This is a genomic window from Chryseobacterium sp., from assembly GCF_022869225.1.
Taxonomy (GTDB): Bacteria; Bacteroidota; Bacteroidia; order Flavobacteriales; family Weeksellaceae; genus Chryseobacterium.
Map to the genome: position 1 here is coordinate 1,782,940 of NZ_JALIHL010000001.1, position 24,890 is coordinate 1,807,829.

Below are 24,890 nucleotides of genomic sequence, written 5' to 3' on the forward strand. Positions count from 1 at the left end.
GAAAAATAATATAATAGCTCAATTGCGAAAAGGTACAACTGCGAAAAGGTTCAATATGAAATGGATAGCTGCCGCCGGACTGCTCGCATTGGTATCCTGCGAATCCAATCTTGATACCATCAATGAAAATCCAAATGATAAGGCAAGCGTTGATCCCAAAGTTCTTCTGACCTATGTTTCAAAAGAAGCTTTCCAGGTCAATGGAGACAATATGTATGCTTCCCGGATGATGATCGGTACGGATGGTGAAAATATCTACCAGTATATGAAGTGGAATAATGCCTCTTTTGAAGTATATACCAAAGGGCTTTTGAATACGGTAAAAATGATGCAGGAAGCTGAGAAAATCAATAATAAAAACTATATCGCGATCGGCAAGTTTTACAGAGCCTATTATTTCTTTAATTTAAGCTTAAAAGTAGGAAGTATTCCATATTCTGAAGCGGTAAAAGGAGAGTTTGGAATTACCCAGCCTAAATATGACAGCCAGGAAGCGGTAATGTCCGGTATCTTATCCGAACTGAAAGAGGCCAGCAGTCTTATCAATTCCAATGATAAAATAGAAGGGGATATTATCTACAATGGAGATGCTTCAAAGTGGAAAAAGCTGATCAATTCTTTCCGTTTAAAAATTCTTATTACCCTAACCAAGAAAAGTACGGTTGGAAATTACAATATAAAAACAGAATTTGCTTCTATTGCCGGAAATGAGCCTCTGATGACTTCAATAGCTGATAATGGAGAGCTTAAATTTGCAGATGCGGCAGACAGCAGATATACGATGTTCAATAACAGCGGCTACGGCTCAAGTTTATACATGGCCGATTATTTTATCAATATGTTTAAAGACAGGCAGGATCCTCGTTTGTTTACCTTTGCATCACAGACCACCGGTGCCAAGGAAGCCGGAAAACCGATCACTGATTTCACAGGATACAATGGAGGAAACCCTACCTCTCCTTATTCTGATAATGCAGACCTTATCAAAGCGAAAAATATTTCTAAGGTTAATGACCGTTTCTATAAGGATGCAACCAATGAGCCGTCTTCAGTATTGAGTTATCCGGAACAGGAATTCATTCTGGCTGAGGCAACGGCAAGAGGGTGGATCTCCGGATCAGCTAAAACACATTATGACAACGCCATTAAAGCAAGCTTCAGTTTCTACCAGACCTATGTAAAAAGCCCTAATCAGTACTTCGCAGGATTTAATATTAATCAGTATTTAGCAACTCCCCTGGTTGTTTACAATGATGCGGCCTCCCTTCAGGATCAGCTGGAAAAAATCATGACTCAAAAGTATATGACGATGTTCCACCAGGCACAATGGACCTCTTATTATGATTATTTGAGAACCGGGTATCCCAACTATCCTTTAAAAGCAGGTGTTCCCGCTCCATTCAGATTCAGATATCCACAGTCTGAGTACAACTACAACAGTGCTAATTTAAAATCGGCTCTTGATGCCCAATACGGAGGAAACGACAATATTAATGCTAAGCCATGGTGGCTCCAGTAAGAATTTAATTATTTTTATATCCGATAAAGAAATCGCAGGAAAATCCTATTAACTTGCGGTTTCTTTCTTATTACGATTGAATATGAACAGAAGAGAATTTTTAGAAAAATCAAGTCTTTTATTAGCAGGACTGGGAACTTCAAGTGTTCTTCATCCCTCTATTTTAAAGGCATTAGCTATTGAACCAGCTGCACAGTCCACTTTTTATGATGCCGAGCATGTTGTAATTTTGATGCAGGAAAACCGTTCCTTTGATCACGCTTTTGGTGCTCTTAAAGGAGTAAGGGGTTTTCTGGACCAAAGAGCTTTTGTGAAACAGGATGGTCATTCTGTTTTCTTTCAAAAAAATCATAACGGAAAATATGCCTCTCCAGCCAGACTGGATCTTAGAAATACAAAATCAACCTGGATGAGCTCACTTCCCCACTCCTGGTCTGATCAGCAAAGAGCTTTAAACAAAGGGAAATATGATCAATGGCTTCAGGCCAAAGCTTCAGGAAATAAAGATTATAAAGATATTCCACTTACTTTAGGCTATTATAACCGTGAAGATCTCCCGTTTTACTATCAGCTTGCAGATGCTTTTACGATATTTGATCAATATTTCTGTTCTTCACTGACAGGGACTACTCCCAACCGTCTTTTCCTATGGTCCGGAACGCTCAGAGAACAGCAAAACGGCAGGGTAAAAGCCAATGTGTACAATGATCACATTGACTATGATAAAGCCAGACAGGCAAAATGGAAAAGCTTTCCCGAAATTTTAGAAGAGCAGAATGTTTCGTGGCGGATCTATCAGAATGAAATCAGTTTACCGAAAGGAATGTCCGGCGAGCAGGAAGCATGGCTAAGTAATTTTACCGATAATCCCATTGAATGGTTTACAAAGTTTAATGTTAAATTCTCTCCAGGATATTATCAGAATATTCCCAATATAATCAATCATCTTAAAAAGGAAATTGAGAAAAACCCTCATCAGAAAACAAGGCTGGAAGCGATCATTACTGAGCTGCAGGAGGATCAGGTACAATATCACCCTGATCATTATTCAAAACTTTCCCAAAAAGAGAAAAACCTCCATGAAAAAGCATTTACCACCAATTCCAATGATCCTGATTTCTGGAAGCTGGAAATTGGGGAAGATGAAAACGGAGAAAGATTGGTTGTCCCGAAAAGTGATGTACTGTCCCAGTTCAGAAAAGATGTGGAAGAAAAAAAGCTTCCGTTGGTTTCCTGGCTGGTTGCTCCTGAACATTTTTCTGATCATCCGGGATCTCCATGGTATGGGGCCTGGTATATTTCCGAAGTTTTAAATATTCTGACCAAGGACCCGGAAATGTGGAAAAAAACAATTTTCATCATCAATTACGATGAAAATGACGGATATTTTGATCATGTTCTTCCTTTTGCTCCTCCTCTGAACCCAAGCCAGCCCGTGGATATGAATGGGAAAGAGGGAGTTGAATATGTAGACAAATCTCAGGAATATATGTCTGTTCTCCCGTTGAAAGACCATGAGAGAATTGAAGGAACCGTCGGCTTAGGATACAGAGTTCCCATGATCATTGCTTCTCCGTGGACCAAAGGCGGTTTTGTGAATTCAGAAGTGTCAGATCATACTTCTGTTTTACAGTTCCTGGAAAATTTCATCAATAAAAAACTGAATAAGGAGGTACATGTAGATCATATCAGTGATTGGAGAAGAGCCGTCTGCGGAGATCTTACATCCGCATTCAATTCCCCGAATATCAAGGCTCCCCATATGGATTATCTAAATCAGAAAGATGTTGCAAAAACCATTAACGCCGCAAAAAACAAACCGGTTCCCGATCTGAAATGGTATTCTGAGAATGAGCTCAATAATCATCTTCTTGATATTCAGGAAAGAGGAACGAAACCTTCCAATCCGCTTCCTTATCACTTCCATGTCAATTTGGAGGGGAATGCCATCAGAATGACTAATCTGAAAGATAATGGTGTTCCGTTGCTGCTTTATGACAGAAATCAATTCAATACCCATCATTATCATTTTTCCTATGCTCTCTACTCAAAACAGGAATTATCACACCCGTTAGCCTCCGGGATCTATGATTATGAAATTTTTGGACCGAACGGATTTTTCAGAAAATTTAAAGGAGATACAGCTCCGGAACTTGGAGTGAGGTTAGTCAATAATCCTTCCAGAAATCAGGTCGAACTGATTTTTAACAATACCCAAAAGAAAAATATGGCTATTGTCTTGGAAGATCTTTATGAAAAAACAAAAAAGACGCTGCCGATACAAAAATCCGAAGACAAAATAGGGGTTGATCTCAGCAAAAATAAAGGCTGGTATGATTTAAAAATAACCCATGAAGGTCATATCTGGCATTTTGCAGGCAGAATAGAAACCGGAAAAATTTCAATTTCAGACCCTCATTGGGCTTAAAAGTATTACTATTTATAAAAAAATCCTGTACAATTGCTGTATGGGATTTTTTTAACATCTGCTGCAATCCCTTTATTAATCCGTACTCATATTAATATATTGGAATATTTTATTTAATAATATAAAAAAACATGTATATTTTTTTCATACTATGTTGAATTTTGTTAAATTCACTTAACTAATTATTTAACATCATGAAAAAATTAAACTTAACCATTGCATTGTCATTATTCACGGTAGCCGTATCCGGGAATCTGAGCGCACAGGACACCAATACGGATAATCATACGATCACGATTTCTGTTCCTGAAGTGGCTTTGGTAGATATAGAACCGGCGGCTGCCAAAAATCTTACTCTAGGATTTACCGCTCCTACAGAAGCCGGAAATCCTGTCGTTCCAAGTGCTGCCGATACCTCTCTTTGGCTTAATTATTCTTCCATCAAATCTGTTGCAGATCCTACCCGTAATGTAACGGTAAAACTGAATGCAGTCATTCCGGGAGTAGATATTCACGTAACGGCGGCAGCTGCTACCGGATCCGGAGGGGGTACATTAGGAACATCTGCAGGACTTTTAACATTAAGTGCTGCCGACCAGACCATTATTTCTGGAATCGGAAGTGCCTATACAGGCAACGGTGCCAATAACGGCCATAATCTTACTTATGCCCTTGCTGCAGGAAGCGGTCCCGGAGGTGTAGCTGCATATGCCGATTTACAGGCGACAGCAAGTACGGTAGCGACTGTTACTTACACCATATCAGACAACTAGAATTTAAGTAAAATTCAATTCTGTATTTCAAAAACAAGAAGAAATTGCTTTCAGTTTCTTCCAGGTTTTGTATTATTAATGATTAATCCCTCCTCACATGATGATAAAGCGTATTCTTCTTTTGATCACCCTGATTTTGCAGTTCAGCTTTTTACATGCCGGCATTGTGATTCTCAACGGGCTTACGCATTCTTATAAAATAGAAAACGGAAAAGTTTATAAAGGGAAAATTGGCATTGAAAACACGGGAAACAATCCTCAAAGTGTCAAATTATTTTTACAGGACTTTTCATACAATGCCGACGGAACGACCAATTATACGGCAATACATACCAATAAAAGAACCAACGGTGACTGGATTAAGCTCAATACGAATTTAATCACCTTGAAGGGTAAAGAAAAAACAGAGGTATTGTATGAAATCACAGTTCCCAATCAGCCTGCGGATCCCGGCAGCTACTGGAGTGTGGTCATTGTAGAACCAGTGGAAGATCTAAAGCCCACTGACAATAAGCCCGGGGTGAACATCACTTCTGTGATACGATATGCCATTCAGATCATTACAGATTATGAAGCAGAAAAGGCCAAACCGGAGCTTAAGTTTGAAAGTGTAAAAGTGGAAAAAGAAGAAGGAAAGCAAACCGCAAAAATTGCAATAGCCAATAAAGGAAATCTTTACTGTAAACCCACAGCCTCTATTGAGATTTATAACCGTAAAACAGGAGAAAAAGTAGGAACTTATTCCAGTTTAACGATGGGACTGCTGCCTTCCACTTCTAAAACATTCTACATCGACATCAGTAAAGTACCACCGGATAAATATAGCGCTATGATAATGGCCACAGACGAGGAAGAGAATGCTTTTGCCCTCAATGTGGAACTAGAAGTAAAGAATGATTAAAATTTGGACCTTATATAGTATTATCGTATTATTCCCGACAATTATTTTTTCCCAACAGCAACCCAACTCCTTGGCGAGCAAAAAAGATAGTTTAATGCCGGGAACGTCTACTTCTATTTCTTTTGCATTAGAAAACAATTCGGGGGAGAGTAAAACATATGATATTTTAACTACTGTTTCAAGCCCGCTTATCACTCCCATTGTAGCACAAGGGGAATTTCAGATGGCTCCCCATGAAACTTCAGTATATCTTGTCCCTTTACGTATCGCAGGAGAAACTTCTCAGGGAGCCTATTCTGTCACGCTGAATATTACAGACCGCCGCAGCGGTATATTCTTTGCCAAGACTTCAAAAATAACGGTCTCCGGAAACAGAAAGCTTGCTCTTACCGTATTGGACTCTCCAGAGTTTACAAGGGCAGGAGAAACCTTCCGCGCATCTTTTCTTTTAAAAAACAATGGAAACGTAACGGAAAATGTTGTTCTGGAAAGTAAAAATGCTGTTGTTGACCACGATGCATCACTGGTTTTAGCTCCCAATGAGTCCAAAATTATTACCATACAAAAACTAACTGATCCCGAACTCCGGCAAAATGAGTTTCAAAATCTGAATCTTTCAGTATATCCGAAGGATAATCCCAAAGAGAATCAAAGTGTTTATGTAAGTACTCAGGTTATATCAGTAAAGCCCACACAAGGCGATATTTATCACAGACTTCCTGTAGCACTGTCGTTATCTTTCATCGGGATGCAAAACATGGGGGTTTACCATGATGGTTTCCAGGGCGAGATTTACGGTAAAGGATCATTGGACAAAGACAATAAAAACCAGATAGAATTTCGTGCTGTCACACACAATCCTGTAGAGTTCAACACATTCACCCAATATGAAGAATATTTTGTGAATTATAAACGGGATAACTTTTTTGTTCATCTTGGTGATAAAACGTATTCTTCCTCCTATTTAACGGAGTTTGCAAGATATGGCCGGGGAGCAGAAATCCGGTATGATTTTAATAAAGTAAGCTTGGGCGGCTTCTATAATCACCCCAGGTTTTTCAGGGATATTAAAGATGAATTTAATGTGTATTCAGCCTTCAAAATCCGGAAAGAGTCAGAAATTACTGTCGGGTATCTTTATAAAACTCCAAGAAAAGGGGAAATCAATTACAGTAATGTAAAATTAGATGCTGATGCTCATCTCCCCTATACCAAAGGAAAATTCAAAATTTCAAGAAACATTAATCTTTCCGGGGAATTTGCGTACAGTACCACAAAAAAAACAGGAGGAACAGCTTATATGCTGCAGGCTGAAGCTGTTTTTGAAAAGCTCAACGGAAGTTTAATGTATAGTAAGGCAAGCCCTGATTTTGCAGGATATTTTACCAATACGAATACCTTTAACGGCAATATTTACTACAGGATTTCTAAAAAGCTCAGCGTTTTCACCAATTATACGCAGGATGTCAGAAATTTCCAGCGGGATACCCTGTTTTTGGCGGCCCCTTACAGACAATACTTCCAGTATGGGGTACAGTATAAATACCTGCCCAATGGCTCTGTCATCCTTAATAACGGCTATCAAAAGTATCAGGATCGTTTGGAGCCCAAGCAGTTTGATTACTATGAACGCTTTTTCAAAGTCAGTATTGATCAGCAGATCGGAATATTTCAGGTCAATCTTGAAGGGCAGTTTGGTAAGACGGACAATTATCTGACAGGATTTAGCGGGAATTCCAGCTTTTATTCCGCCAATCTTTCATTTCAAAAATTCAAAACATATTTTAATTTATTCGGAAGCTATGCAATCACTTCAAGATATCAGCTGCAAAATCAGAAAATTGTCTATTACGGAGCCAGGATCTTGAGCCGGTTTTCTGATGAAACCAATCTAAGTCTTTTTTATCAGAACAATTATATGCCTGAAGAATACTTCAAAGACAGAAATTTATTTGAACTTCTGTTCCATCATCAGTTATTTCCGGGAAATGACCTTGATCTTTCCGGAAGATATGCATTACAGAGAGGAGAAATAGGAAATAAAGATTTTATATTTTCAATGCGGTATACCTGGCGCCCGAATATTCCGGTACAGAAGACCGCCGAATACATTACTTTATCCGGGAATATCAGCAACCTCGGAATAAAAAAGACAGAGGGAGTAAGATTAATGCTCGGAAGCTACTTATCCATTACGGATAAAGAGGGAAATTATTTATTTAAAAATGTGACGCCCGGTCATTATTTTTTGGAAATAGACCGGTCAACAACAGAAATCAATGATATCCCAACACTGGCATTTCCTACAGCACTTAGTCTCCTTAATAAAGAAAATGTTTTTAATTTCGGGCTCACTACAGCGGCCAGTATACAAGGGCATATTCAGTTTGTGGAAACAGAAAACAATGATCAGACAGGTATTTCTGAATGGATTGCTAAAAAAGATAAAAAGAAAAAAGAAAGTATCATTGTAGAAGCTGTCAGCAAGGATCAGACCTACCGTAAAATCTGTTTTATAGGAGAAGATTTTGATTTTACCTACCTCCGACCGGGTGACTGGATCGTCAAAGTTTACCGGAATGGTCTTGATAAGCGTTATAAAATTTCAACCGATACATTCCAGTTTACCTTAAAACCTGCAGAAACAAAAAAATTAAGCATCCATGTTATCAAACAGCAGATAGAAATCAAATATCAACACGAATCCTTAAAAGTAGGATATAATGAATTAAAAAAGAAGAAATGATTTTGATCCGTTCCATATTATTAATAGTATCCTTTATTCTGTCCGGTTCAATGTATTCCCAGACTGCTACCAGTACTGTTACCATGGCCTTACCTGTTGTAACTTTAATGGATATTGAACCTACAGGAAATGTTACTTTAAATTTTACAGCCCCTACCGAGGCAGGAAATGCTATTGGCAATCCTACCCCCAATACATCAAAATGGATCAATTATACCTCTGCGGTTGCTCCCGGAGGACTTACCAGAAGAATTACAGCAGCTGTAACCAGTACCATATTGGGGATAAATATAAGATTACAGGCGGCAGCGGCCTCCGGAGCAGGAGGAGGAACATTGGGAACGTCTTCAGGACAGGTGATCCTTACCACTACACCGGTTACCGTTATTAGCGGTATTGGAGGTGCTTATACCGGAAATGGGACAAACAACGGCCATGCCCTCACAATTTCATTAGTTCCCAGTAATTATGCTAATTTAGCGGCTCAGTCTAATACGGCTATTACCATTGTTTATACCATCACAGAATAAAAGTTGAAAAATGAAAATCAATAGTCGCTTTCTCAGAGAAATATTCTTAAAAATACATCTGTACCTTATTCCTTTAACAATTAGCAGTTACTTGGAAGCACAGACAATAAACGCCAGTGGAAGCGGCTGGACTGTAAGCGTACCCTCTGTTACTGAAGCTGGAACGAACTATGCGGGAACCTATCAAAGTACCAGTAATATAACAACACTATCCGGTTCTTTACCCGGATCTTTTCTAAGTCTTCTTACAAGTGGGGCCGCCAGGGTGAGTATGCATTATAATGCCATTTCCTGGAATAATTCTCTACATCTTTACGCCAAAAGAAGTGGCGGCAGTACTACGATCAACGGGCTTTGCATTGCTTGTAGCGCGACTATCAATGGCGGAACCAATTATATAGAAATACCACCGGCAACGGATACAGCATTTTTTACGATAAACTTTACCGGAGTGTTGGGGCTTGGCAACAGTGTATCTTTCTCAGGTATTAATGTACAACTGCAGATAAGCGGTGTTTCTGTAACAATTCCTGCGACAACATACAGCTCACAAATAGTTTTCACAATAGGTCCGAATTAAAATCTTTTTAAGGCAGTCTGTAGGGAAAATGGTGCAGCATTAAGGCCGGCTTAACCTTTCAGATGTTTACGCAGACTGACATTGAATTTAGAATATAAGCTGTTTTGGCATTCATCAATCTACAGTTATAATTAAGCAGAGTGCTGTATCAGGAATATAACAACAACTCCTTTTCAAGGTTTGAAAATGAGTTGTTGTTAAGGGATCTTTGCCTGTTAATGTTTGGCCCACCAAAGGGGGGTTAATACAGCATCTTCTCCTCCCAGGAGTTGTACCGCTTTATCATATCCCGGCTGATCAGTATTCCTGAATGTGCTTGGATATCTCAATCTTTGAGGGAAATTTTTAATAGAATTGGCCATATAATTTCCTGATGTCAGATTGGGTAAATTGACCAATGGAGTTTCTATTGCAGGATTTTCAAAGAACGGTAATCCAAGTCTTCTTTGATCGCTCCAGGACTCTAAGGGAAGCCACGGCATATTTGCAATATATTTCTGCGTAATGATCTTTGTCAATTTATCATTTTTCACAGACCCATTCTTATATATAGTATTAACAGGATATTTAATGTCTACAGAAACCAGATTACCGTTTGCAGGATCTTTATATTTCATAGTATGACTTGCTCCCGGCTCTGTTATATGAGAATAGGAAACCGAAGTCCCGTCCCTGTTGTATTCTGTGGAAGCAATATATGAGCCGTAGAACTGGGCTACTCCGTTATAAGTAAAACTGTCCTGTATTCCTTTATTATAAGCTGCTTCATCACTCATTGGTACTGACCATCCCTTCAGGGCTGCTTCAGCCATCAGGAAATAGGTTTCCCAGCTGGCAAAGAATATCCTTGAGTTTTTACCTTCTCTGTACTGCTTACCTAGCGCAGGCATACATCCTACTACATTTCTTAAGCCGTTCCGCTGTCCCTTTACTCCCCAGTTGCCGATCGTATAAGCATTCCATGTATTTACTGTATTAATGGTAATTTTAGAATTATCTGCAAAAGTAAGATCACCATGATTCGTAGTAGCCTGGTTGGTATAGGTTGGATAGAGAGAATACACGGGGCTAGTCAGATCTCCGGGAATATAGAATGTTTTATATGCTCTCGGATCAATCTTATTGGGAAGCCCGTCCAGCCAATATCCGGCACTTGGATCATTGGTCAGCGTTGTAAACTGTTCATTATATTTTATTCCGATATAATCTGAAGTTTTTACCGCCGTATGCTGGGCTGCAGGCAGCTGATCCGTTGAACTGATCCCTCCAAGCCCAATATACATATTGTTAAGTGTTGCCGATAAAATCTGAGCGTTCCATTCTCTGGACATGACTCCGGATAAAGGATTCCAGCCTGTGCTTTCGGCTACTGTAAAATTATCTGCACTTGCTCCGATAAACATATTGGAATTGGCGGCAGCTTCAAATTCTGTTTTTGCTTTGGCCGGATCCACTTCTGAAATTCTCATCGCCACTCTCATCCTCATAGAATTGGCATATTTTACCCATTTGCCCCAGTTGAAGCCATATGCCATATCATAAGCATTAGGGTTACTCGGAGGAGCCTGATTGGTATCCATTTTAGAAACGGCATCTTTCAACTCGTCTAAAATATAATAATACACTTCTTTTTCAGAATTAAAAACAGGGTTATGTCCCTGAAATGCATAAATAGGCTGCGGTCCAAAATTGTCGGAGAATTCACTCATTAAATAAGCCCGCCAAATTCTGGAAACCTGAATAAGATTATCATAATAAGGTTTGTTTTGGCCAAGAGCCTTTTTTTGATTGGCTACTTCAATCGCAGCATTCGCATTATTCAGCCATTCGGAAATATATTTCCAATATTCAGAAGTCCAGGAATCATCATAGGTTCCGCCGGCAATTCCTGTGGTCAGATGCTGCCTGGCTGCAGTTTTCCAGTACAGAACAAAAACACGCTCCGCAATATTCGGATCCTGCTGAGCTCCTAAAATAGAATTATTTAAGAAATATTCCGGTTCAGATTTATTAATATCAACCGCAAATGGGTCATTATTAATATCTTCAAAATCATTGCACGCAGTACAAACTGTTACCAATGCGATACAAGATAAAATATATTTTTTCATAATAGTAATGGGGTGTTTAAAAGCCTAATGTAATCGTAAATAAATAGGATCTCGTGGTAGGGAAGGCCAGATTCTCAAACCCTACAGCATTAGAATTGATCGCAAATACAGATTCAGGATCTATCCCTTTTGCCTTACTGTAAATCATCCATACATTATTGGCGGTGAAAGAGACTTTAGCACTCTGCAGTGCCAGTTTCTGAAAAATACTTTTAGGGAAACTATAAGAAACCTGAACATTTCTTAGCCTGATATTGGTAGCATCATAAATATTCTGTTCTGTAATTCCTAGATTTCCGGCCGTCACAGCAGCCCAATAATCCTGTTGTGTAATTTCCTTTGTATTGGAGGTATACCCTCCATTCTGTTGTACCACCGCATCCACTACAAAATTATCACGTCTTCCTCCCGGAGCAGTGTCAGCAGCAAGGCCGGCCCGCTGTAATGCCAGCTGGGTAGATGAAAAGAATTTTCCTCCGATTCTACCATCGATCAGAAAAGACAGCCCGAAGTTTTTATACACGAAACTATTGGTAAATCCAAATAAAGCCCTTGGGGTCTGATCTCCTAGATAATGCTGATCAGGTGTTGCCTGAGGCAATCCGTTTTGTCCTACGATAAGTTTTCCGAAGTAAGGACTGTTGGGGTCTTCCACTCTTAAAAATTTGGTTCCGTAAATCGCTCCATAAGGTTTTCCTACTTCCGTAAAAAAGGCTACGTTATCAAAACCTCCGATAGGATATTTTAAAACATTACCGTCAATCTCATCGATCACGCTTTTTAATTTTGAAAAGTTAGCGTTCACATTCCAGGTAAAACTCTCATTCCTGAAAACATCTGAATTCAAAACAAATTCAAATCCACTGTTATGAAGTCCTCCGGAGCTTATTTTCGCTTTTTCATACCCGGAAAGAGGGTTCATGGGCAGATCTATTAACTGCCCTGTGGCGTTATTGTTAAAATAACTTACATCTAAAGAAATTCTGTTAAAAAATTTAAGGTCTGCCCCCACTTCAAATGTCTTCAGTTTCTCTGCTTTTAAATTGGCATTATAAAGAATTTTTTTTCTGCTTAGGGTAATATGTCCATTAGGATCTGTAGAAAGGCTGTAATTGTTATAGAGCTCATAAGGATCCAAAGCATTTCCTGTTACCGCATAAGCCGCACGTAATTTCGCGAAGGTCAATATTTTGGAGCTTGATCCATTGAGCTTATTCAACATATCAGTTAACACTAAAGATGAGCTGATGGAATTATAGATATAAGATCTGTTTTCAAGGCTTAAGGTTGAAGACCAGTCTGTCCTTGTTGTAGCATTAATGAACCAGTATCCATCATAATTAATTTCAGCAGCAGCAAAAACCGAATTGATTTTTTTCCAGAAGTCTACTTCTGTATTGGCAGCCGCAGCAATATCACTCGTATTTTTTACATTGAATGCATTGGGAATGATGAGATTCTGAGTAGAGAAATACATTGCCTTGGTTCTGGTTTCCATCATTTGACCATATACAGAAATAGAACCGCCCCATTTACCGAACAGATTATCTTTCTTAGCAGTAAGGCTTGCTATATAATTATTTTCATAAAATTTTTCTTCACTGGTAGCGTAAGCATTTCTTCTCGAAGATCCTGTCCATACTCTTGCATCCGCATTCAAAGCATAGAAGTCTGTCCCCAACCTTACATCTCCACTTAGCCAATCATTGAACTGATATTTAAGGTACCCGTTTAATAAAAAACGGTCTTTCTTATCTGCATTAAGGCTGTTGTAGGCAGACCAGTAGGGATTTATACCATTAGGGGTAATCCAACGGGAGGTAGTCTCATTTTGAGTCTGTCCTTCACGGTAATCTCTCACATCAATATTTTGAGGCATCAGAAGAATAGCAGGGTAATAATTACCATCTCCCTGCCCGCCGGATGGACGGTTCTTAGCCTTTGTACTAATGTATTGGGCCTTCATTTCTGCGGTCCATCTTTTATTGGCTCCAAAAGTAGAGTTCATCTTAGCCATAAAATTGAACCGCTCATAGTTTGAGTTCGGGATCTGGCTATTGTCATTCAAATAACCGGCAGAAGTGTATAAACTGGTCCCTTCCCCTAAATTTCCCTGAAAACTCAGATTATGCTGTGAATTGATTCCGGTTTTGAAAAAACTGTCTATATTATCGTATCTTTTCATTGATTCGGTAAAAGCCGGTCCCCATGAAGTCGTGTTATCACTGTTTTCCGGATTAGGCAGCCCGTTGCTTCCCTGGGTAAAATTACGCTGCATATCAGGTTTCATAAAAATAGTTTCAAAACCTAAACTGGTAGAATATGAGATCCCTATTCCCCCTTTTTTCTTTCCGCTTTTGGTGGTGATCAAAATAACACCATTTCCTCCCCTTGATCCATACAGAGCCGATGCAGCCCCTCCCTTAAGTACAGAAACACTTTCTATATCTTCAGAGTTGAGGTCACTTAAACCATTCCCCATATCCAAATCCGGATTCCAAAAGTCATTATTAAAGACCCCATCATTCTGCTTAGGCTTTGACCCTAAGCTGTTACTTAATGGAACTCCATCTACCACAATAAGCGGCTGGTTATCACCTTTAAAAGAGTTAAACCCTCTAAGGTTGATTTTTGAGGAAGATCCCGGTCCGAAACCTGCTTTGATGACCTGAAGCCCTGCAACCTTACCCACTAAGGCATTGGTTACGTTTGTTTCTTTAGCATCCACAAGAGTTTGGCCTTTTACATCTTGGAAAGAATATCCCAAGGCTTTCTTCTCCTTTTTAACACCGTAGGCGGTTACAACAATTTCATCAATTTTAGAAGCTTTAATGGAATCCTTGGTTTGTGCGTAGATACCATTAAGACAAAAAAACACAGATGGGAGAAGTCCAATCTTAATTATTGTTCTGTTCATATTATACATTATGATTTAAAACAAATATAATATTTTAACAGTATTTAATAATATACTTATAAAAAATAAACATAAATACCAAAAACAATCTTGATACATTGAGAGTTAAGTGAAAAAAGTTTAACTTAATTAACTGGTAAATGTCAAAAACCTAAAGTCTATGAATGACAAAAAATCATCCTACCACACGAAATAGAAACCTAAAATAAATTCTCATACCGAAAGTAAGTGGGATTCTCCACATAGTTAAATTTATTTTATGAGCTTAATCCCGCTATCCACTCTTACTCCTCGCGCCCCATCAACACTTTGCCTGCTGCGGGGTAACCGTTTCTATCGGGGCTAGGATGGGCGTAGATATCCGAAATAATAAGTGGTGATAGAAGAGAAAATAATTGAAGTATAGATCTCAGATTTCAGATCTCAGATATCAGATTCTGGATTATAAATGATCAATAATGGGGAATAAAGGATAAGTAATGCGTGATGGATTAAAATGCAGGCTTGCATGTTTCAATAGGGACGGGCTTTAGCCCGTTCTCAAAGAGAGCGCTGCCCTATGGCTTTAGCCTAAACGTATCGCAATCGGGTAACGGATACGTAAGGTATATAACAAAAAAAACCTTTATCGTTATGATAAAGGTTTTTTAAAAATAAAATAAAAACTGGCGGCGGCCTACTCTCCCGCGTTAGCAGTACCATCGGCGCTGGTGGGCTTAACTTCTGTGTTCGGAATGGGAACAGGTGAGCCCCACCGCTAAAACCACCCTAAAGAAGGTATATAAGATATCAGAGCATAGATTTCAGATATCAGACTTAATGTCTGTCATCTGATGTCTTTTATCTGACATCTGGTTTAATCGATAAAAACTTTCACAAAGACAAAACCTTCGTTGCGCATAAAGCACTTGGTTTATAAAAGCAACCATAGACTATAAATCTACGGGTAATTAGTACTACTCGGCTATGACATTACTGTCTTTACACCTGTAGCCTATCAACGTCGTCATCTACAACGACCCTTAAAAGATGTCTCATCTTGAGGCGAGTTTCGCACTTATATGCTTTCAGTGCTTATCTCTTCCAAACGTAGCTACTCAGCGGTGCACCTGGCGGTACAACTGATACACCAGAGGTTTGTTCAATTCGGTCCTCTCGTACTAGAATCAAGCCCTCTCAAACATCTAACGCCCGCAATAGATAGAGACCGAACTGTCTCACGACGTTCTGAACCCAGCTCGCGTGCCACTTTAATGGGCGAACAGCCCAACCCTTGGGACCTTCTCCAGCCCCAGGATGTGACGAGCCGACATCGAGGTGCCGAACCTCCCCGTCGATGTGAGCTCTTGGGGGAGACTAGCCTGTTATCCCCGGAGTACCTTTTATCCTATGAGCGATGGCCCTTCCATACGGAACCACCGGATCACTATGTCCTGCTTTCGCACCTGATCGACTTGTTGGTCTCACAGTCAAGCACCCTTATGCCATTACACTCTGCGCACGGTTACCAAGCGTGCTGAGGGTACCTTTGAAAGCCTCCGTTACTCTTTTGGAGGCGACCACCCCAGTCAAACTACCCACCACGCAATGTCCTTCTAAAAGAAGTTAGGCTCCAAGTAAGTAAAGGGTGGTATTTCAACGTCGGCTCCACAAACACTAGCGTGCATGCTTCTAAGCCTCCCACCTATCCTACACATTACTTACTCAAAGTCAATACGAAGTTATAGTAAAGGTTCACAGGGTCTTTTCGTCCCATTGCGGGTAATCGGCATCTTCACCGATACTACAATTTCACCGAGCTCGTGGCTGAGACAGTGCCCAGATCGTTACACCATTCGTGCAGGTCGGAACTTACCCGACAAGGAATTTCGCTACCTTAGGACCGTTATAGTTACGGCCGCCGTTTACTGGGGCTTCAGTTAATGCCTTCGGTTTAACCCTAAGCACCTTCCTTAACCTTCCAGCACCGGGCAGGTGTCAGACCCTATACAGCATCTTTCGATTTAGCAGAGTCCTGTGTTTTTGATAAACAGTCGCCTGGGCCTCTTCACTGCGGCCACCATTGCTGATGGCGTCTCTTCTTCCGAAGTTACGAGACTATTTTGCCTAGTTCCTTAGCCACGACTCACTCGAGCACCTTAGGATTCTCTCCTCGACCACCTGTGTCGGTTTTGGTACGGGTTGCTTCACTTCGGCTTTTCTTGGAAGCACTTTCCCTACAGCAGCTTCGCCCGAAGGCTAGGCCTTGACTATTCCGTCAGTCTCCAGTAAGTACGGCACTCCGTCCCCCCTTTTTAGTGTGAGCAAGTATGGGAATATTAACCCATTGTCCATCCACTACCCCTTTCGGGTTCGCGTTAGGTCCCGACTAACCCTCAGCTGATTAGCATGGCTGAGGAAGCCTTGGTCTTTCGGTGAGCAGGTTTCTCGCCTGCTTTATCGTTACTTATGCCTACATTTTCTTTTCTATCCGCTCCACAATACCTCACAGTAATGCTTCTGCGCAAATAGAATGCTCTCCTACCAGATATATCTAAAATATAAATCCATAGCTTCGGTAATATGTTTATGCCCGATTATTATCCATGCCGGACCGCTCGACTAGTGAGCTGTTACGCACTCTTTAAATGAATGGCTGCTTCCAAGCCAACATCCTAGCTGTCAATGCAGTCCAACCGCGTTGTTTCAACTTAACATATATTTGGGGACCTTAGCTGTTGGTCTGGGTTCTTTCCCTCTCGGACATGGACCTTAGCACCCATGCCCTCACTGCCGTAGAACATTTATTAGCATTCGGAGTTTGTCAGGAATTGGTAGGCGATGAAACCCCCGCATCCAATCAGTAGCTCTACCTCTAATAAACTTATATACGACGCTGCACCTAAATGCATTTCGGAGAGTACGAGCTATCTCCCAGTTTGATTGGCCTTTCACCCCTACCCACAGGTCATCCGAAGACTTTTCAACGTCAACCGGTTCGGTCCTCCACTCTGTGTTACCAGAGCTTCAACCTGCCCATGGGTAGATCACAAGGTTTCGCGTCTAATCCTACTAACTATACGCCCTATTCAGACTCGCTTTCGCTCCGGCTCCGGTACTTAATACCTTAACCTCGCTAGTAAAATTAACTCGTAGGCTCATTATGCAAAAGGCACGCCGTCACAGCATTACGCTGCTCCGACCGCTTGTAGGCGTACGGTTTCAGGTTCTATTTCACCCTTCTATTCGAAGTGCTTTTCACCTTTCCTTCACAGTACTTGTTCACTATCGGTCTTTCAGGAGTATTTAGCCTTGGAGGATGGTCCCCCCATATTCAGACAGGATTTCACGTGTCCCGCCCTACTCATTTATCACTTAAATATGCCTTTCATATAAGGGGCTATCACCCGCTACGGCTGTTCTTTCCAGAACATTCTATTAAACATATAAAAGCTTTTGGGCTAATCCGCTTTCGCTCGCCACTACTTACGGAATCTCTTCGATTTCTTTTCCTCCGGGTACTTAGATGTTTCAGTTCTCCGGGTTTGCTCCTCTTGCGAGGTGACATGTCTTCAACATGCCGGGTTGCCCCATTCGGATATCTGCGGATCAATTCGTGTGTGCCAATCCCCGCAGCTTTTCGCAGCTTACCACGTCCTTCGTCGCCTCTGAAAGCCTAGGCATCCGCCATACGCCCTTAACGATTTCTTTCCTATTGGTTACTCAAGCGCTTTATGCGCTCGGTTTTCTCTTTGTGATGTCTTTACCGTTAATGTCAATGATCTTAATTCTATTTCTGATTTAATTCGCAAATATTGTTTTTGGCTCTATTTGCTTTTTTAAAAATAAACCATCTATGATGGTGGAGAATAAGGGAGTCGAACCCTTGACCTCCTGCGTGCAAGGCAGGCGCTCTAGCCAGCTGAGCTAATTCCCCCTCTAGTAGACTTCAGATGTCAGATCTTAGATTTCAGACTTTTAAAATCTGAGCTCTAGCATCTTATATCTTCCCGTCTTATAATTAGTAGTCTCGGGCAGGCTCGAACTGCCGACCTCTACATTATCAGTGTAGCGCTCTAACCAGCTGAGCTACGAGACTGTCTGTTAGACTAACAGATTTCAGATATTAGATATCAGACTGATCTTCTTCTTTTATCTTGCCTCTCGTCTCAATCCCTTTTACTAATTTCTAGTGGGTGTTGTATTGTTAATATAACCAACCAAACAAAAAACTAAAGCTTCTCTTTAAGCAAGTACTTGTATCTTGCGATACTAATTTTGTTTATCGTCTAATGACGCTCTAAAATGAGATGTTCCAGCCGCACCTTCCGGTACGGCTACCTTGTTACGACTTAGCCCTAGTTACCTGTTTTACCCTAGGCAGCTCCTGTTACGGTCACCGACTTCAGGTACCCCAGACTTCCATGGCTTGACGGGCGGTGTGTACAAGGCCCGGGAACGTATTCACCGCGCCATGGCTGATGCGCGATTACTAGCGATTCCAGCTTCATAGAGTCGAGTTGCAGACTCCAATCCGAACTGAGACCAGCTTTCGAGATTTGCATCACATCACTGTGTAGCGGCCCTCTGTACTGGCCATTGTATTACGTGTGTGGCCCAAGGCGTAAGGGCCGTGATGATTTGACGTCATCCCCACCTTCCTCTCTACTTGCGTAGGCAGTCTCACTAGAGTCCCCAACTTAATGATGGCAACTAGTGACAGGGGTTGCGCTCGTTGCAGGACTTAACCTAACACCTCACGGCACGAGCTGACGACAACCATGCAGCACCTTGAAAATTGTCCGAAGAAAAGCCTATTTCTAAGCCTGTCAATTCCCATTTAAGCCTTGGTAAGGTTCCTCGCGTATCATCGAATTAAACCACATAATCCACCGCTTGTGCGGGCCCCGTCAATTCCTTTGAGTTTCAAACTTGCGTTCGTACTCCCCAGGTGGCTAACTTATCACTTTCGCTTAGTCTCTGAACTCGAAAGCCCAAAAACGAGTTAGCATCGTTTACGGCGTGGACTACCAGGGTATCTAATCCTGTTCGCTCCCCACGCTTTCGTCCATCAGCGTCAGTTGTTGCTTAGTAACCTGCCTTCGCAATTGGTGTTCTAAGTAATATCTATGCATTTCACCGCTACACTACTTATTCCAGCTACTTCAACAACACTCAAGACATGCAGTATCAATGGCAGTTTCACAGTTAAGCTGTGAGATTTCACCACTGACTTACACATCAGCCTACGGACCCTTTAAACCCAATAAATCCGGATAACGCTTGCACCCTCCGTATTACCGCGGCTGCTGGCACGGAGTTAGCCGGTGCTTATTCGTATAGTACCTTCAGCTAGATACTCGTATCTAGGTTTATCCCTATACAAAAGAAGTTTACAACCCATAGGGCCGTCGTCCTTCACGCGGGATGGCTGGATCAGGCTCTCACCCATTGTCCAATATTCCTCACTGCTGCCTCCCGTAGGAGTCTGGTCCGTGTCTCAGTACCAGTGTGGGGGATCACCCTCTCAGGCCCCCTAAAGATCGCAGACTTGGTGAGCCGTTACCTCACCAACTATCTAATCTTGCGCGTGCCCATCTCTATCCACCGGAGTTTTCAATATCAAATGATGCCAATTAATATATTATGGGGTATTAATCTTCCTTTCGAAAGGCTATCCCCCTGATAAAGGCAGGTTGCACACGTGTTCCGCACCCGTACGCCGCTCTCAAGATCCCGAAGAATCTCTACCGCTCGGCTTGCATGTGTTAGGCCTCCCGCTAGCGTTCATCCTGAGCCAGGATCAAACTCTCCATTGTATGTTTGTCTGACTCACTCAAAGTTTTGACGCTTTAGTTTTTCCTTACTTGGTTGTTATATTGTATGTCAATGATCTTTATATCTTTCGCTTTTTAACGAAGCAATCTTTCTGTCTGTGTTGCTCCGTATTTGCGAGTGCAAAAGTAAAACTTTATTTCGATTTGACCAAATCTTTTTGAAGAAAATTTTAAAGTTTTTTTTTGTAACCTTAATCCTTCGCCAATCCTCAGCCCTACTCCTTCTGCGCTCCCTTTATTTGGGATTGCAAAGATACAAATCTTTTTCACTTTCGCAACTTTTATTTTTAAAAAGTTTTAAACGCGTTTTGTAGATTTCTATCTTAAAGTATTTCGTTTCTGCTTTTCTAAAAGCCCTTCTGCGCTTACTGATCTTCTCTCGTTTTCAGTGGGGCAAAGGTAAGCCAACTTACCCATACCAAACAAGTTTATTTAACTTAAAAATACCTATCGTGGAAAAGAAAGATTGTAAATAGCTGAATTATAAAATATTATACACCTATTATAGTTATCCACAATGTATGTTTATTATGGTATGGTATGAAAATTATGCCCTGAGATTGAATATTTGAAGTTTTATGGTATAGGTAAAGAAACGATAATAAGGGATTATTTGCTTCACTTTTCCATCGTGGGGATCTGGATCTAAACAGGGACTGGAGTATAGAGTGTAGATTTTAGATTCCAGATCTCAGATCTCAGATTTCAGATTCTGGGTTATAAATAATCAATAATGAATGATTGATGTTGGTGACAGTATGAATGATGAATGATAGTATGAATAATAATCATGATCAGCAGCGTCAATGATGGATTTGATCATTCGTGCTATTCGTAGCTAATATATGGGAATGATGAATGAAGAATAAAGGATAAGTGGTGATGGATTGAACTGCATATTTCAATAGGGACGGGCTTTAGCCCGTTCTAAAGGTTATGCAATCCTACGGCTTTAGCCGAAACATAAATACAGCAAAGTTAATCCTAATTACAAATAGGTTGGGCTAAAGCCCATCATCCCAGATATCATATAAGTAAATGGGCTAAACCCATTTCTATTGATTATAAAAAAGCAGGGATAGATATAATAAAGAGATAAAATTAAGAAAATAGATCTTTTCATTCGGGGGATATAAACGACTTTTAGGGAGAGTATAGATTCCAGATCTCAGATCTCAGATTTCAGATTCTGGATTCTGGATTATAAATGATCAATAATGGGGAATAAAGGATAAGTGGTGATGGATTAAATGCAGGCTTGCATGTTTCAATAGGGACGGGCTTTAGCCCGTTCTCAAAGAGAGCGCTGCCCTATGGCTTTAGCCTAAACGTATCGCAATCGGTAAAGGTAACCGGATCTTCCGGGATAGATGCAGATAGAGATAGAGATAGAGATAGAGATGAATAGAGAGTGGAGATATATAGGGGTATATAAGGTATATAAGGATATAATATATACGTAAGGTATATAACAAAAAAAAACCTTTATCGTTATGATAAAGGTTTTTTAAAAATAAAATAAAAACTGGCGGCGGCCTACTCTCCGCGTTAGCAGTACCATCGGCGCTGGTGGGCTTAACTTCTGTGTTCGGAATGGGAACAGGTGAGCCCCACCGCTAAAACCACCCTAAAGAAGGTATATAAGATATCAGAGCATAGATTTCAGATATCAGACTTAATGTCTGTCATCTGATGTCTTTTATCTGACATCTGGTTTAATCGATAAAAACTTTCACAAAGACAAAACCTTCATTGCGCATAAAGCACTTGGTTTATAAAAGCAACCATAGACTATAAATCTACGGGTAATTAGTACTACTCGGCTATGACATTACTGTCTTTACACCTGTAGCCTATCAACGTCGTCATCTACAACGACCCTTAAAAGATGTCTCATCTTGAGGCGAGTTTCGCACTTATATGCTTTCAGTGCTTATCTCTTCCAAACGTAGCTACTCAGCGGTGCACCTGGCGGTACAACTGATACACCAGAGGTTTGTTCAATTCGGTCCTCTCGTACTAGAATCAAGCCCTCTCAAACATCTAACGCCCGCAATAGATAGAGACCGAACTGTCTCACGACGTTCTGAACCCAGCTCGCGTGCCACTTTAATGGGCGAACAGCCCAACCCTTGGGACCTTCTCCAGCCCCAGGATGTGACGAGCCGACATCGAGGTGCCGAACCTCCCCGTCGATGTGAGCTCTTGGGGAGACTAGCCTGTTATCCCCGGAGTACCTTTTATCCTATGAGCGATGGCCCTTCCATACGGAACCACCGGATCACTATGTCCTGCTTTCGCACCTGATCGACTTGTTGGTCTCACAGTCAAGCACCCTTATGCCATTACACTCTGCGCACGGTTACCAAGCGTGCTGAGGGTACCTTTGAAAGCCTCCGTTACTCTTTTGGAGGCGACCACCCCAGTCAAACTACCCACCACGCAATGTCCTTCTAAAAGAAGTTAGGCTCCAAGTAAGTAAAGGGTGGTATTTCAACGTCGGCTCCACAAACACTAGCGTGCATGCTTCTAAGCCTCCCACCTATCCTACACATTACTTACTCAAAGTCAATACGAAGTTATAGTAAAGGTTCACAGGGTCTTTTCGTCCCATTGCGGGTAATCGGCATCTTCACCGATACTACAATTTCACCGAGCTCGTGGCTGAGACAGTGCCCAGATCGTTACACCATTCGTGCAGGTCGGAACTTACCCGACAAGGAATTTCGCTACCTTAGGACCGTTATAGTTACGGCCGCCGTTTACTGGGGCTTCAGTTAATGCCTTCGGTTTAACCCTAAGCACCTTCCTTAACCTTCCAGCACCGGGCAGGTGTCAGACCCTATACAGCATCTTTCGATTTAGCAGAGTCCTGTGTTTTTGATAAACAGTCGCCTGGGCCTCTTCACTGCGGCCACCATTGCTGATGGCGTCTCTTCTTCCGAAGTTACGAGACTATTTTGCCTAGTTCCTTAGCCACGACTCACTCGAGCACCTTAGGATTCTCTCCTCGACCACCTGTGTCGGTTTTGGTACGGGTTGCTTCACTTCGGCTTTTCTTGGAAGCACTTTCCCTACAGCAGCTTCGCCCGAAGGCTAGGCCTTGACTATTCCGTCAGTCTCCAGTAAGTACGGCACTCCGTCCCTTTTTAGTGTGAGCAAGTATGGGAATATTAACCCATTGTCCATCCACTACCCCTTTCGGGTTCGCGTTAGGTCCCGACTAACCCTCAGCTGATTAGCATGGCTGAGGAAGCCTTGGTCTTTCGGTGAGCAGGTTTCTCGCCTGCTTTATCGTTACTTATGCCTACATTTTCTTTTCTATCCGCTCCACAATACCTCACAGTAATGCTTCTGCGCAAATAGAATGCTCTCCTACCAGATATATCTAAAATATAAATCCATAGCTTCGGTAATATGTTTATGCCCGATTATTATCCATGCCGGACCGCTCGACTAGTGAGCTGTTACGCACTCTTTAAATGAATGGCTGCTTCCAAGCCAACATCCTAGCTGTCAATGCAGTCCAACCGCGTTGTTTCAACTTAACATATATTTGGGGACCTTAGCTGTTGGTCTGGGTTCTTTCCCTCTCGGACATGGACCTTAGCACCCATGCCCTCACTGCCGTAGAACATTTATTAGCATTCGGAGTTTGTCAGGAATTGGTAGGCGATGAAACCCCCGCATCCAATCAGTAGCTCTACCTCTAATAAACTTATATACGACGCTGCACCTAAATGCATTTCGGAGAGTACGAGCTATCTCCCAGTTTGATTGGCCTTTCACCCCTACCCACAGGTCATCCGAAGACTTTTCAACGTCAACCGGTTCGGTCCTCCACTCTGTGTTACCAGAGCTTCAACCTGCCCATGGGTAGATCACAAGGTTTCGCGTCTAATCCTACTAACTATACGCCCTATTCAGACTCGCTTTCGCTCCGGCTCCGGTACTTAATACCTTAACCTCGCTAGTAAAATTAACTCGTAGGCTCATTATGCAAAAGGCACGCCGTCACAGCATTTACGCTGCTCCGACCGCTTGTAGGCGTACGGTTTCAGGTTCTATTTCACCCTTCTATTCGAAGTGCTTTTCACCTTTCCTTCACAGTACTTGTTCACTATCGGTCTTTCAGGAGTATTTAGCCTTGGAGGATGGTCCCCCCATATTCAGACAGGATTTCACGTGTCCCGCCCTACTCATTTATCACTTAAATATGCCTTTCATATAAGGGGCTATCACCCGCTACGGCTGTTCTTTCCAGAACATTCTATTAAACATATAAAAGCTTTTGGGCTAATCCGCTTTCGCTCGCCACTACTTACGGAATCTCTTCGATTTCTTTTCCTCCGGGTACTTAGATGTTTCAGTTCTCCGGGTTTGCTCCTCTTGCGAGGTGACATGTCTTCAACATGCCGGGTTGCCCCATTCGGATATCTGCGGATCAATTCGTGTGTGCCAATCCCCGCAGCTTTTCGCAGCTTACCACGTCCTTCGTCGCCTCTGAAAGCCTAGGCATCCGCCATACGCCCTTAACGATTTCTTTCCTATTGGTTACTCAAGCGCTTT

9 protein-coding genes, 2 tRNA genes and 5 rRNA genes are annotated in these 24,890 nt (G+C 41.6%); 7 read left to right on the forward strand and 9 right to left on the reverse strand.

Annotated features, from left to right (window positions below; genetic code table 11):
* Positions 1-55 precede the first annotated feature (55 nt).
* The 7 genes from MUW56_RS08320 (at position 56) to MUW56_RS08350 (ending at position 9,477) form a co-directional block, all read left to right on the forward strand.
* Positions 56-1,519 carry a SusD/RagB family nutrient-binding outer membrane lipoprotein gene (locus MUW56_RS08320; protein WP_292012750.1) on the forward strand — a complete coding sequence of 488 codons (1,464 nt, stop codon included), beginning with the start codon at positions 56-58 and terminating at the stop codon, positions 1,517-1,519.
* Between the two features lie 82 nt (positions 1,520-1,601).
* Positions 1,602-3,947, forward strand: a complete 2,346-nt coding sequence (locus MUW56_RS08325; RefSeq protein WP_292012751.1) for a phosphocholine-specific phospholipase C — start codon at positions 1,602-1,604, stop codon at positions 3,945-3,947.
* A gap of 194 nt (positions 3,948-4,141) precedes the next feature.
* The gene (locus tag MUW56_RS08330) at positions 4,142-4,720 is read left to right on the forward strand and encodes a hypothetical protein (protein ID WP_292012752.1); all 579 of its coding nucleotides are present in this window, start codon (positions 4,142-4,144) and stop codon (positions 4,718-4,720) included.
* 97 nt (positions 4,721-4,817) lie between these two features.
* A complete protein-coding gene (locus tag MUW56_RS08335; protein WP_292012753.1) occupies positions 4,818-5,621 on the forward strand; it encodes a DUF3324 domain-containing protein in 804 nt (267 codons plus the stop codon).
* A complete protein-coding gene (locus tag MUW56_RS08340) occupies positions 5,614-8,367 on the forward strand; it encodes a hypothetical protein (protein WP_292012754.1) in 2,754 nt (917 codons plus the stop codon). The genes MUW56_RS08335 and MUW56_RS08340 overlap by 8 nt, the downstream gene beginning before the upstream one ends.
* Positions 8,364-8,897 (forward strand): hypothetical protein, encoded by a 534-nt coding sequence (locus MUW56_RS08345; RefSeq protein WP_292012755.1) that lies wholly within the window; start codon positions 8,364-8,366, stop codon positions 8,895-8,897. The genes MUW56_RS08340 and MUW56_RS08345 overlap by 4 nt, the downstream gene beginning before the upstream one ends.
* Positions 8,898-8,907: 10 nt before the next feature.
* Positions 8,908-9,477, forward strand: a complete 570-nt coding sequence (locus tag MUW56_RS08350; protein WP_292012756.1) for a hypothetical protein — start codon at positions 8,908-8,910, stop codon at positions 9,475-9,477.
* A 215-nt stretch (positions 9,478-9,692) separates the two neighbouring features.
* Here MUW56_RS08350 and MUW56_RS08355 read toward each other — a convergent pair whose 3' ends face one another.
* From MUW56_RS08355 to MUW56_RS08395, 9 genes are all read right to left on the reverse strand, one after another.
* The gene (locus tag MUW56_RS08355) at positions 9,693-11,588 is read right to left on the reverse strand and encodes a SusD/RagB family nutrient-binding outer membrane lipoprotein (protein ID WP_292012757.1); all 1,896 of its coding nucleotides are present in this window, start codon (positions 11,586-11,588) and stop codon (positions 9,693-9,695) included.
* Positions 11,589-11,604: 16 nt separating this feature from the next.
* Positions 11,605-14,505 carry a SusC/RagA family TonB-linked outer membrane protein gene (locus tag MUW56_RS08360; RefSeq protein ID WP_292012758.1) on the reverse strand — a complete coding sequence of 967 codons (2,901 nt, stop codon included), beginning with the start codon at positions 14,503-14,505 and terminating at the stop codon, positions 11,605-11,607.
* Positions 14,506-15,168: 663 nt separating this feature from the next.
* Positions 15,169-15,276, reverse strand: a 5S ribosomal RNA gene (gene rrf / locus MUW56_RS08365).
* Positions 15,277-15,435: 159 nt separating this feature from the next.
* Positions 15,436-18,195 (reverse strand): 23S ribosomal RNA (locus MUW56_RS08370).
* A 149-nt stretch (positions 18,196-18,344) separates the two neighbouring features.
* Positions 18,345-18,421: transfer RNA gene (locus MUW56_RS08375), tRNA-Ala, on the reverse strand.
* Positions 18,422-18,509: 88 nt separating this feature from the next.
* Positions 18,510-18,583, reverse strand: a tRNA-Ile gene (locus MUW56_RS08380).
* A gap of 204 nt (positions 18,584-18,787) precedes the next feature.
* Positions 18,788-20,303 (reverse strand): 16S ribosomal RNA (locus MUW56_RS08385).
* Positions 20,304-21,844: 1,541 nt separating this feature from the next.
* Positions 21,845-21,951 (reverse strand): 5S ribosomal RNA (gene rrf / locus MUW56_RS08390).
* A gap of 159 nt (positions 21,952-22,110) precedes the next feature.
* Positions 22,111-24,867: ribosomal RNA gene (locus MUW56_RS08395) — 23S ribosomal RNA — on the reverse strand.
* The 16S, 23S and 5S rRNA genes sit together here with 2 tRNA genes alongside, the layout of an rRNA operon.
* Positions 24,868-24,890 lie beyond the last annotated feature (23 nt).